Here is a 12,268-nt window from a genome sequence, read left to right on the forward strand (position 1 = left end):
TAATTTTTTTATTAATATAGTTGTTTTAAAAAATATTAAGAAATGAACTGGCGGTGCGTTTTAACGCTAATAAACTTATTAAAATAGGAAGTTATCAATGAGTGAAAAATTTACCAGAAGAGAATTTCTACAAAGCGCCTGTATCAGCGTAGGTGCGCTAGCTACAACAGCTGGTGCGACCAATGTTTTTGCTGGCGAGTTGCCAAAGGGCAATGAAAATGGCTTGCCATCTGTTGATGTGCTAATAATCGGCTCTGGCGGTGCTGGACTTCGTGCAGCAACAGCCGTTCGCAAGCAATATCCAAACTCAACCGTCGTTGTCGCTACAAAGATGATGCCATCACGTAATGCGACTTGTATGGCAGAGGGCGGCATAAACGGCGTTACTGACTTTAGTAACGGCGACAGCTTCAAGCTTCACGCCTATGACACCGTAAAAGGTGCGGCTTATCTTGCTGATCAAGATGCAGTTGTGAAATTTTGCGAGGCAGCAGGCGCAGTCATCCACGAGTTAGACTACAACGGCATGCTCTTTTCTCGTAAAGATAATGGCGATGTGGCATTTCGTTTCATGGGTGGCGCTAGTAAAAAACGCTGCAACTATGCAGCCGATAAAACCGGTCACGTTTTGATGCACACCTGTCTTGATGACGCTATCACAGCTGGCGTTAAATTTCTAATGGATCATGAGCTACTTGAGATCGGTCTTGAAGATGGTAAAGTAGAGGGCGTCGTGCTTCGCAACATCCAAGATGGTCAAATTTATCCAGTTCTTTGCAGGTCACTTGTCATCGCAACTGGCGGATACACTAGAATTTTCTATAACCGCACTTCAGTTCCATTTATAGCAACAGGCGATGGTATCGCTGCTGCGCTTAAAGTAGGTCTTGGTTTTGAAGACCCTGAGATGCTTCAGTTTCACCCAACCGGCGTTCAAAATGGTGGCACACTAATCACAGAAGCTGCTCGTGGTGAGGGTGGTTACTTGTTAAACAACAAGGGCGAGCGCTTTATGAAAAACTATCACGAAAAAATGGAACTAGCTCCTCGTGACGTCGTCGCTCGTGCTATCGAGACAGAAATTCGCGAAGGTAGAGGCTTTGGCGAGGGTATGAGCGCTTATGTACTTTGTGACGTTCGCCACCTTGGCAAAGATACTATTATGAAAAAGCTTCCAAAAATTCGCCACACAGCGATGCTTTTCCAAGACATCGACCTAGTCGAGCAACCAGTGCCTATCCGCCCAACAGCTCACTACTCAATGGGTGGCATAGAGGTAGCTAAATTCGATGATATGAGCACAAAAATCCCTGGAATTTACGTAGGTGGTGAGGCTTCATGCGTATCTATCCACGGCGCAAACCGCCTTGGTGGAAACAGCCTAACTGACGCAGTTGTAACTGGCGATCTAGCTGGCAAAGGTGCTGGTGCTTATGCTCAAAATGCAAAATTTGCAAGCGGCAAGAAGACTTCTGAGCTAGCAAAAATGTGGCAAGATAAATTTAAATCTATCGCAACAGGCGAGGGCGGCACAAACGATATGTACGCACTTCGTGAAGAGCTTGGCAAAAATAACTGGGATCTAATGGGTATCTTTAGAACTGGCGCAAAACTAGATCAGCTATCTAAAAATCTAGAAGCCATCCAAGCAAAATATGACACCATCAAAGTGCCAAATCAAAATCCAGTCATGAACACAGCATTTACCGACTACGTCGAGCTTGGCAACCTTATACTTCTTTCTCGTGCAGCATGTCTTGCAGCGCAAAATCGTCTTGAGAGCCGTGGCGCTCACACAAGAGAGGACTATCCAAAAAGAGATGATGTAAATTTCTTAAAACACAGCATAGTCACACTAAAAGACGGCAAGTTGGAGCTTGGCTACAAAGATGTTGTGACAGGCATATTTTCACTTGACGGCAAGAAGCCAGAGTAAGGAGCTAGGATGAAAATTATTATCGACCGTTTTGACGGAACTAAAAAATATGAATCAACTTATGAGCTAACAAATGAAGAGGTCAAAGGCAAAACTCTTTTAACAGTGCTTTTTGATATCAAACAAAAAAAGGATGCGACGCTAAATTTCACAGCATCTTGTCGCTCAGCGATATGCGGTGCGTGCGCTGTTAGAGTAAATGGTCACTCATATCTAGCTTGCGACACAAAGATGAATGAGCTTTTGGCTGAGTATGGCAACCCAGATACTATTAGAATTTCACCACTTGGAAATTTCAAGGTTATCTCAGACCTTATGGTGGATTGGGAGCCAAGTATAGAAAATTTACGCAAGATCAAACCAAGCATCACTGCTAAGCCAGAATTTAGCGCCGAAAAAGGCTGTAAGCAAAGCCAAAAAGAGTACGATAAAGTAGCACTTGAATGGGACTGCATACTTTGTGGTGCGTGTGCTAGCGAGTGTAATAAGCTTGAAGCAGATGCGAGTGATTATATGCAGCCGTTTGTATTTGTTCATGCTTATAGAGCCGCTTTTGACTCACGTAGCAAAGATCCTATGCCACACCTAAAACCAGCTATCGACAACGGACTTTGGATGTGTGTAAAGTGCCAAGAGTGTGCTGACCGCTGTCCAAAAGGCATAAGCGCATGCGGTGACATAACTGATCTTCGTATCATGGCTATACAAAAAGGCTTTAATGAGGGCATGGGACCAGATCACGCTGAGGCGTTCTTAACTGATCTAGTTGATGGCTCAGGCAGACTAAATGAGGTTAGACTTGCACTTCGTTCAGAAGGCGTTATCAAAAATATGGGCAAACTAGACATCGCTGCAAACTTAATGCTTGCTGGCAAGATGAATCCGCTTCATGTATTTGGCGAAGAAGACATAGAAGGTCATGACGATCTAGTAAAAATGATAAATGCGGCTCGCAAAGCTGCTAGTAAGGAGTAATTATGCAAAATGAATTCGCTTTTTTCCCAGGATGCGTACTCACTCAAGCAGCTAAAGAGGCTAAGATGTCGCTTGAGGCCATCGCTCCAGTACTTGGCTGGAAGCTTCACGAGATAAAGGGCTGGAGCTGCTGTGGTGCTCAACAAGCACAAGACGTAGATCCTATGGCTGCACTTGTAGCAAATGCTAGAAATATAGCGCTTGCAGAGCAGATGAATATGCCGATGCTTACGACATGCTCAACTTGTATGCTAACTCTAACAAGAGCAAAAAGCACGCTTGATAAGGGCGCAAAAGATCGTATAAATACATTTTTAGCTGAAGGCAATATGAAATATAACGGCTCAACCGAGATCACAAGCCTTCTTTGGGAGCTTTACCAAAATGTCGATACGCTAAAAGCAAAGGTTGTTAAGCCACTTAGCGGTCTAAAAGTAGCGCTATTTTACGGCTGCCACAGCCTAAGACCTGAAAAAGATCTACATAACAAAGAAAGCTCAGTAAATCCAAAGAGCTTTGAAACCGTTGTAAGCGCACTTGGTGCTACTATCGTGCCATTTGAGAAAAGACTTGACTGCTGCGGCTTCCACGCTAGCTATCCAGCTGGAAAATCAGTAAGAAAAATGTCAAGCCAGATCGTAAATAACGCTGATCAAAATGGTGCAGACGTAGTTGTAACTCCGTGCCCACTTTGCCAAATGCAACTTGACATCTATCAAGAGAGATATCAAGATGAGAACCACTCAGATGTTAGAAAACCTATCATCCACCTATCTCAGCTTGTAGGTCTTGCACTTGGTCTATCTGTTGAAGAACTAGGTCTTGATCTAAACATCATCGACGCTAGCAAGATAGCGTAAATTTTATCCCACGTCTTTTGGCGTGGGAGATTTCAAACATAAATTTTTCAAAATAAATAAAATTTGATAACAAAATAGTTTTAAAATTTACTTTGTGACATAGAAATTTACCTGCAGCTAAAATTTATTTAAATTTACTCTTTTATATAATCGTAAAAATAGCGCTCCATTAGATAATAGCAATAAATTTTTGATATAAAAAAGAGTGGCAAAATGACAATTTTTTATCTAAAATCACTTTATTTATTTTGTAATACTTTTGGCTATAATCACGTGAAAATTTAAATGGATGTATTAGTTTTAAATTTAAAGGAAGAAAGATGCAAAGCGTTGGTGTCGTCGCAAAGATAAGTGGAAAAGTTTTTGTAAAACGAAACGGAAAGTTGATCTTGCTAAAGCAGGGCGACGAGATATTTTTGGGCGATGAGATCATCACGCAAAGCAGCAACGACACTATCGTTATAAATTTTGACCACGCTGCACCTATCACGCTACTTGAACCACAAACTATCATCATCACAAAAGAGCTATCAAATGCAAAATTTGACACCCAAGGCAATGAAGCGCAGGTAGAAGAGGACAAGAGAAGGATTTTTGGCGAGAGCGAAGAGCCTAGTAACAAAAGCAGTGACGAAAGCGCTCAAGGCTCTAGCCACCACTCTCACGGCTCAAGTCATGGTAGCGACGCAGCAAGCATAAATGGATCAAATTTTGACACGCAAGGGCACATCTCAAACGTAGTTTGGTTTGACGGCGGTACGTTAGAGCTACCAGCTATCATCTCAAGCGAGCCAGCAATGCCGGTTAGCTCTATTAGCGGAGCAGCGCCAGTGGTGGCTTTGCAAAAAGAGAGCGCTCCAGCTATCCAAGCACCAAGTATCACACTTTTAAAAGACCTTGATGGCGATGGCTATATCAATATCGCAGAAGCAGGCGGCGATCCTAATCACACAAGCATGGCTGTTGCTTTTAACAACGACTTCAAGCCAGGCGACAAAGTGACGCTAGAAGTTGTAAATAACGGCGTAAAGACCACACTTTCTTACAAGGTAGATCCTGCAGGCACAAGCGTGATAAATGAAAACAATCCAAGCGAAATTTTGCCTATCGCGCCAAATGCAACAAATCCAGATCAAAAAGAATTTATCATCCCAAGCGTTGCTATAACGCCAAATGCCCCGTTTAATGTAAGCTCTAGCATCACACTAGCAAATGGCGCTAGCTCAGCTCCAGTAAAGGCAGCCGCAAGCGTTGATACCGTTACGCCAGCTCTTAGCTTTACAAAGGTGGTTTTAGGCAAAGACCTAAATGGCGATGGCGTGATAGACGCTAGCGAAAATGGCTTTAATCCAGCCAGCAGTACGCCAAGCGACGATGCAAAGATCGTTTTATCACCAAATATGAAAATAGGCGATAAGATAAAGCTCACTACCACTGATCCTGACGGCACTTTGCATGAAAAGACGCTTGTTAAAACATCTAGTGGCACACTTGTAGATAAAGATAGTGGCGAGAGCTATGCGCTTACGAGTGAGAGCGGCGGAAATGTCGGCTTTAACGTGGCAAGCGCTGTTAAAATTTCATCATCAACGCCAACAAATGTAAATATCCAAATGATAAGCAAGTCGGGCAACCCAGGTGCGACAGATACGATAACTATCGCAAATAATAACGATCCGATCGCCGTTTTTACCCTTGATGAGAACAAAGATGGCATTATAAATGCAGCCGAACTAGCTAAAAGTGGCGGCACGGCGTCGCTTATCGATATCTATGTGCCAAACAACGCCGCAGTTGGCGACAAGATCCGCATAAAGGTCGATGACCCAGCTAGCACACCAACAAGCGTTACAAAGACCTATACTATCGCACCTGACGGACTTACTGCCACGCTTGATGGCGGTAGCGAGACTATCTCTATCCAAAATGGCAAGATCACAGTCGCTGACCCTACAAGCTCAACTGATCCAAGCAGGAAAAAGCTAAGCACGACGATCATTGATGGCACAACTGGAGCTACAAAAGCTTTAAGTATGAGTGAAATTTCAAGCGATACGGTTGCGCCTATTAGGTCTCCGCACGTGCAGTTTGCAAAAGATAGCGATAAAGACGGCGTGCTAACTAGTAAAGAGAGCGGTTTTAGCCCTGATGGTGCGAAAACCTCTATAAAGATGAAAATTCCAAACGACGCAAGAGATGGCGATAAATTTGAGATAGATATCGCAGGAAGCGACGGCAAAACAGATAAGATAACCATTAAAATTTCTCAAAACGCATCCGGCGCATATAGTGCCACAAGAGATGATGGAGTAGCTATTAGTGTAAATAATGGCACCATAGAGACCACGACAAAACTTTATGGCGTTACGACAAATTTCACGACCACATTTACCGATAAAGCTGGTAACAAAGCAGACCCAGTCACAGACGAGATCACTGTAGATAACAGCATAAAGGTGCAGTTTGCAAGGGATAATGACGGCGACGGGCTAATTGATAGCATCACAACCCCTTCTGGCTCACCATCAACCCAAAGCGACCTTGATATCTACGTGCCTAGCAACGCAAAACCAGGAAGCAATGTAAGCGTTACTATCTCAACTCCGACCATACCAGCTGTAACTACAACTGTCAAATACACAATAAGCGACGATGGACTAACTGCCTTGCCAAATGACGGCTCAGCGCCACTTCCTATCGTGGATGGCAAATTTAGCATACCAAATGTCCCTATCTCGGTCGATCACTCTACGCCTGTTAGAGCCACTATCACGACACCAAACGAGGTCACTACAACAGATGGCGTTCGCGGTAGGCTCTTTGACTTTGGAATTTTAAGCTACATAGATGACGTCAAGCTTGCCACGCAGATAGATGGCGGAGCTATAAATATCGCTAAATACCTTAGGGTAGAGGACTACGAGAAGGTTATCCAGAAAAATAACTTTGATGATGAGACAAAAACCATAAAAGAGTACAACATCTCACTTACTAACGACGAACAGCCAAATATTGTATTTGGCGTGGACCGCGATCCTGGCACAATGCTTCGTTTGGCGCTTGAGGATGATCATGGTAATGCCAAAATTTTACCAAGTGGGCAAACATATATAGATCTAGTAGTCGGCGCAGATAAGCGTGTAAATATGGACTTTGAGGCCCTTGGTATAAAGCTAGATGAGAGATACTCAAACATAAGAGCGACCGTTTTAAAGAGCGATGGCACAAAAGATGATGACCTAATGGTTCATATAGACCTAGACGCCACCCCTGATGCGATCGGCACTCCAACGGCAACTTCGCATGTAACTAGCGTAGATATCTCAGGTAGTGTTGGCACCGATGCTAGCGGTAACAACACGCTAAATAAAAACACCATAAACAAAGTAGATCTTTACGATCTGCTAAATTCCGTCCATAAAAGCTCAGCTCTTGATGATACGCACAGCTACTCTGAAAATTTTGCCCTGCCAGCAAACAGCACTGGAGCAAATTTCATGATAAAAAATGCCGACACCGCAGGAAACGTCTCTGTTAGCACGGTAACTTTTATCGGCAACAGCGGCCTTGATGCTGATATGTGGTTTTATAACTATGTAGATCCGTCATGGACGGCTAGAGTTGGTGGCAACTCCGGTGTTTATACACAGCGAGGTGGAAAGTCTATCTATAAGGACTATATCAAAATTTACTATCCAAGCGCCTCTACTACATATGACGTTGTGCAGTTTGCCTCTGGGACGCACTACAAGACATTACGTGACCAAGGCAACATGCATGCAGAAGATCTAGCAAGAGTGGGTAGATATGGCAGTGATGCCTTATATGACGCATCTAACCCATACGCACCAAAGAAATTTAGAAACGGTGTAGATACGACTGCTGGTACAGGAGAAAATATAAGCTTTGCAAACGGCACATTAAAAGGAAAGCCTGGCAACTACACGCTTGGAGAGTCAAACCCTGTTGGCTCTGATCTTGTCATGAAAATGGATGGTTGGATATATGTAAATGCTCCTGGAACATACTCAGTAAGAGCAGCCGACCTACACAACTACGCAGAGCTTACCATAAATGGCAATACGCTAAAATTTGGAAGTGCAACAACATTTATACAACCATCCACAGAAGTATCATATGGCAAAAATGGTCAATGGTATAGCACTGATTATACTTTTAATAAGGCAGGTTTTTATAAATTTGATTTAGAGTATATGGACGGAACTGGCGAGATGAATTTATCTTTATACATAATGCCAAAAGCTAGTGCGCCAAATGGTCCTTATCCACTAGATGCTTTAGTGGGTTCAGAGCATAGCGGTACTCGCCTCTTTAGCAACAACTACGTTGAAGCGCTCATTCAAAATGATTTTATAAAAAAGATAGGCACTACAAATTCTTACGAGATAAACACTAGCAAATATAGCGAGGCAAATTTTGGCGACCCTGTATATCTAAAGCAAGAAGGTGACGTAAAGGGCGGTAACCTAGATGATGCTTTTGTTTATAGTAAGGGCAGGGCGATAGACGGCAAGGGCGGAGTAGATACGCTTATAGTGGTTGATGATGTGGATTTTTCAAATTTAGACAATGTTAAAAAGATAAATAACTTTGAAAAAGTACAACTTGGCAGTGCAGATCAGGCTGTTTCTATAAAATTTAGCCCAAATGGCATATTTGACATCGTAGATAGTAGAAATACAAGAGATGCGAGCAATAGCGCAGCCAGCGAGAGCGTAAATACCGTGCTAAAGGTTATAGGCGATAGTAAAGACCTGGTGCAGCTTACGCATGATTTTGTAAAAGCTACAAAAGCAGATATCACCACGCTAAATAATAAACATAGCGTTGTTGGCGACACTTATAACAAAGTAGATGTCACAAGCGATGGAGACGCGGTAAATCAAGTCTACAAAGCGACCTTTAATCGCCAAGAAACTATCAATGGAAGACTGATACCATCAACACACACTGTTTTTATCGAGATCCAAGACGGCGTGCAAGTTGATCTGTTGTAAAACTCATATTAGTTCTCGCAAGAGGAGCAAGAATAGTCTATAAATTTAATTTTATGTAGTTTTATATATAAAATAATATGTAAAATTTTATGCAACAAAGCTAAATTTGCTCGTTTTTGCTCTCTGCTATCTTTTTTATAAGCTCTATATCGCCGCTCATCGCTAGGCCCATAAAGCAAACGCCACTTGCACCAGCTTTTATGGCCTCTTTGTAGTTCCCACTATCTAGTCCGCCAAGTGCGTAAATTTCTCTATCAAAACTTTTTAGCTCGCTTATAAAATTTAGCCCTTTTGGCTCTAAGCCCGCCTTGCAAGAGGTGGCAAATATATGAGAAGCTACGAGTACGTCGGCGATTGTAGCTGAAATTTTAGCCTGCTCTAGGTCGTGAGCTGGGGCGTAAATTTTAGCTGTTTTTCTAAATTCATCTAAAAAAACGGCGTGATTTTTAAAAAAATCAAGCTGTGCCGAAGTGAGCCAAAAGTCGCTATTTAGCTTGCAAGCTACGTCAAAAAATTGATTAATGATAAATTTCTTGCGATAGTTTTCGCAAATTTGAGCCACAACCCTAGCAAGGTCGTAAAATTGAGCCTCGTCTAGCCCCTTTGCACGAAGTAAAATTTCATCCACGCCAGCCTTACAAAGTAGCTGAATCCTTTTTAAAAAGTCATCGCCCTCATAGCTTTCAAAGTCAGCCACGCAGAGAATTTTAAACATAGACATACTCGCTCATCAAGGGCTCTAAGCCGTTTGCTTTTATCATTGCTTTTATCTCATCCACGCTTCTGTCGTCGCTTATCTCAAATTGCTCGTCGCCCTTTTTCTCTTCGCCGTGAGCGCCGATGCTTACTTTTACGCCAGCGCTTATCTTATTTGTGGCGATTTTTACGGCGTTATCGCGAAATTTTGCTTTTTCTCTGGTTGAAATCGTTATGCTAGCTGTTGGCATGAAAATTCTATAAGCACAGATCACTTGTAAAAGCTCGCGCTCGCCCACGTCACGTGGGTTGATGCGGTCGTTGTTGATGATAGGGCGAAGTCTTGGGCATGAAAATGCGATCTCGGCGTGCGGATATTTTTTTTGAACTAGGCTCGCGTGCAGTGCGGTCGCAAAGGCATCAAGTCTAAAGTCATCTATGCCAAGAAGTGCCGCAAAGCCAACCCCTCTCATGCCCCCAAGAAGCGCTCGCTCCTGCGCATTTAGGCGGTATGGGAATATCCTTTTGTTGCCTCCAAGGTGGATTTTTTCGTATTTTGTGGGATTATAGGTCTCTTGAAAGACGGTCACGTAGTCTGCGCCACTTTTGTGAAGCAGGGCGTAGCCGTCTGAATTTAATGGGTAAATTTCAACCCCAACGACTTTAAAAAATTTCTTTGCTAAAGCGCAGGCGTTTGCGATGTAGGCCACACTTGAGTTGGTCTCGCTCTCGCCAGTTAGTATTAAAATTTCTTCCAAGCCGCTCTTTGAAATTTCTCTTAACTCTCTTGTGATCTCCTCGTCACTTAGCTTTGCCCTTTTTATATTGTTTTTAGCGTTAAAACCGCAATAAACGCAGAGGTTATCGCAGTAGTTTGCTATGTAAAGCGGGGTAAAAAGCGTGATGTTTGAGCCAAAATTTGCCCTTGTTTTTGCTTGAGCGAGTTTGGCTATTGGCTCTAAAAATGGCGCTGCAGCAGGCGAGAGTAGAGCTTTTAAATTTTCAAGCGAGCAGTGCTTTGCATTAAGAGCTGCTTTTACGTCAGCCTCGGTGTAAATTTCAGGCTTGTAATTCGCGCGCTCTTTTAAAATCTCATCCATGATGTCGCTGCCAATGTCCTGCATGTGAGGTAGCAGCTGCATGTGGTCGGTTCTTGTAAATTTCATCAGTCTAAAAATCCAGTGAGCGGTGATGAGGCATTTGCGCTTTTGCTCTTTGCGCCAAGGCCTGCTAGATAGGCGTTGCGGCCAGCGATGATAGCCTCTTTGAAGGCTCTTGCCATGAGTGGGATATTTTTAGATGAGGCAATAGCTGTATTTGCCATGATAGCAGCCGCTCCCATCTCCATCGCTTCGCACGCTTGTGATGGCCTGCCGATGCCAGCATCAACTATGATCTGCGTATCAAGCTCGTTTATCAAAATTTCAATAATATCTTTAAAAACTAGCCCTTGGTTTGAGCCAATGGGCGCAGCTAGAGGCATTATACAGCTTGCTCCTGCGCTTAGCATCGCTCTTGCGGCGTTTAGATCAGGAAACATATATGGCATCGGCACAAAGCCGTCATTTGCCAAGGCTTCGCACGCTTTTATCGTCTCAGCGTTGTCTGGAAAGAGAAATTTAGAGTCAGTTATGATCTCTATCTTAACAAGCTCGCCGCACCCAAGCTCACGTGCGAGCTGAGCGATACGAACGGCCTCTTTGGCGTTTCTAGCGCCACTTGTGTTTGGCAAGAGAGTCACGCCTTTTGGGATAAAGTCAAGTATATTTCGCTCTTTGCTCTCGTTTATGCGCCTAAGAGCAAGGGTTAAAATTTCTGCGCCAGCCTCGTTTATGGCTGAGTCGATGAGCTCGTGTGAGTACTTGCCAGAACCAAGGATAAAGCGGCTTTGAAACTCCTTGCCGCCAAGGATCAAGCTATCACTTTGCACTTACGCCTCCAAGCCCATAAGTAGCCTAATAGCTAAATTTGCCTCATGATTTGCGCAGATCGCAACGCGCGGTGCCATGAGCCCTTGACCGATCTTCGCCTCGTTTGTGAGGTCGCCACAAAGATAGACATTTTTGGCAAATTTTATGGTTTTTATGAGATTTGAGCTAAAGTATCCTGCCATGCCAGAAGCGCCGATGATCTTTTTCTCTTTTAAGCTTGCTCCAGCTTCATTTAGTATCATCGCCTTGCCAGCGACGTTATCAAAGGCTTCGCATAAAATTTCGCACTCGCCAAAGACGCTAGCCACGTTTTTTTCATCTAAAAATATATCGTGAGCCTCGACCTCGACAAAGGGATTGACGTCATTTATCAGCTCTTTAAGTGCCTGCGTCTTTTTCAAGCCGATGTGGCGGACGAAATACTGCTGGCGGTTTAGATTGCTTGGCTCAACGACGTCAAAGTCGGCAAGCACTAGCTTTTTTATGCCAACTCTTGCAAGGCTTAGCGCGATATTTGAGCCAAGTCCGCCAAGTCCAGCCACGCCGATTACTGCTTTACTTAGGGCTAAATTTAGCTCAGGGCTGTTTCGTGAGGCGATCATAGAGCGTAAAACTTCACGCTCAGGCATCACGCCACGCCTTATAAATACGACATTTGAGCCATCTTTTAGCTCGCTATCTTCTTTTATAGCAAAGCCATCAACGATAAAAATGTCCGGCTTTGTCGCGTTAAATTTCTCTAAAAATTTATAAATTTCACTCTCTTTATCGCCAAGTGCAAGCTCTTTTAGCTCGCTAAGGCTTTTTACTGGCACTTTAAATTTTGTGCCATTTAGTATTATCTCTATCATT

The 12,268-nt window shown here is 43.4% G+C and carries 8 protein-coding genes; 4 read left to right on the forward strand and 4 right to left on the reverse strand.

Annotated features, from left to right (window positions below; genetic code table 11):
• The first annotated feature begins 97 nt into the window (after positions 1–97).
• From sdhA to F3G76_RS00165, 4 genes are all read left to right on the forward strand, one after another.
• A complete protein-coding gene (gene sdhA, locus F3G76_RS00150) occupies positions 98–1,936 on the forward strand; it encodes an 8-methylmenaquinol:fumarate reductase flavoprotein subunit (RefSeq protein ID WP_149705578.1) in 1,839 nt (612 codons plus the stop codon).
• A gap of 9 nt (positions 1,937–1,945) precedes the next feature.
• On the forward strand, positions 1,946–2,911 hold the full coding sequence (gene sdhB, locus F3G76_RS00155) for an 8-methylmenaquinol:fumarate reductase iron-sulfur subunit (RefSeq protein WP_103574012.1): 966 nt from the start codon (positions 1,946–1,948) through the stop codon (positions 2,909–2,911).
• Between the two features lie 2 nt (positions 2,912–2,913).
• On the forward strand, positions 2,914–3,771 hold the full coding sequence (gene sdhE / locus F3G76_RS00160; protein ID WP_107930487.1) for an 8-methylmenaquinol:fumarate reductase membrane anchor subunit: 858 nt from the start codon (positions 2,914–2,916) through the stop codon (positions 3,769–3,771).
• A 320-nt stretch (positions 3,772–4,091) separates the two neighbouring features.
• A complete protein-coding gene (locus F3G76_RS00165; protein WP_149705579.1) occupies positions 4,092–8,789 on the forward strand; it encodes a hypothetical protein in 4,698 nt (1,565 codons plus the stop codon).
• Positions 8,790–8,889: 100 nt separating this feature from the next.
• Here the strand turns inward: F3G76_RS00165 and F3G76_RS00170 are convergent, their stop codons facing one another.
• From F3G76_RS00170 to thiF, 4 genes are read right to left on the reverse strand one after another with little or no spacing between them, the layout of a single operon-like run.
• Positions 8,890–9,504, reverse strand: coding sequence for a thiamine phosphate synthase (locus tag F3G76_RS00170; protein WP_149705993.1), 615 nt, complete (start codon positions 9,502–9,504; stop codon positions 8,890–8,892).
• Positions 9,497–10,651, reverse strand: a complete 1,155-nt coding sequence (gene thiH, locus F3G76_RS00175) for a 2-iminoacetate synthase ThiH (protein WP_149705580.1) — start codon at positions 10,649–10,651, stop codon at positions 9,497–9,499. The genes F3G76_RS00170 and thiH overlap by 8 nt, the downstream gene beginning before the upstream one ends.
• On the reverse strand, positions 10,651–11,415 hold the full coding sequence (locus F3G76_RS00180; protein WP_149705581.1) for a thiazole synthase: 765 nt from the start codon (positions 11,413–11,415) through the stop codon (positions 10,651–10,653). The genes thiH and F3G76_RS00180 overlap by 1 nt, the downstream gene beginning before the upstream one ends.
• Positions 11,416–12,267: a sulfur carrier protein ThiS adenylyltransferase ThiF gene (thiF, locus tag F3G76_RS00185; protein ID WP_149705582.1), complete on the reverse strand. Its 852-nt coding sequence runs from the start codon at positions 12,265–12,267 to the stop codon at positions 11,416–11,418.
• Position 12,268: the final 1 nt, after the last annotated feature.

The sequence above is a fragment of the Campylobacter concisus genome (assembly GCF_902460575.1).
In the GTDB taxonomy this organism is placed as follows: Bacteria; Campylobacterota; Campylobacteria; order Campylobacterales; family Campylobacteraceae; genus Campylobacter_A; species Campylobacter_A concisus_AW.

What these genes read in the sequence shown, in the direction of transcription:
- sdhA (WP_149705578.1), top strand. Translation starts at nt 98, where the DNA reads ATGAGTGAAAAATTTACCAGAAGAGAATTTCTACAAAGCGCCTGTATC.
- F3G76_RS00170 (WP_149705993.1), bottom strand. Translation starts at nt 9,504, where the DNA reads ATGTTTAAAATTCTCTGCGTGGCTGACTTTGAAAGCTATGAGGGCGAT.
- F3G76_RS00165 (WP_149705579.1), top strand. Translation starts at nt 4,092, where the DNA reads ATGCAAAGCGTTGGTGTCGTCGCAAAGATAAGTGGAAAAGTTTTTGTA.
- sdhE (WP_107930487.1), top strand. Translation starts at nt 2,914, where the DNA reads ATGCAAAATGAATTCGCTTTTTTCCCAGGATGCGTACTCACTCAAGCA.
- thiF (WP_149705582.1), bottom strand. Translation starts at nt 12,267, where the DNA reads ATGATAGAGATAATACTAAATGGCACAAAATTTAAAGTGCCAGTAAAA.
- thiH (WP_149705580.1), bottom strand. Translation starts at nt 10,651, where the DNA reads ATGAAATTTACAAGAACCGACCACATGCAGCTGCTACCTCACATGCAG.
- sdhB (WP_103574012.1), top strand. Translation starts at nt 1,946, where the DNA reads ATGAAAATTATTATCGACCGTTTTGACGGAACTAAAAAATATGAATCA.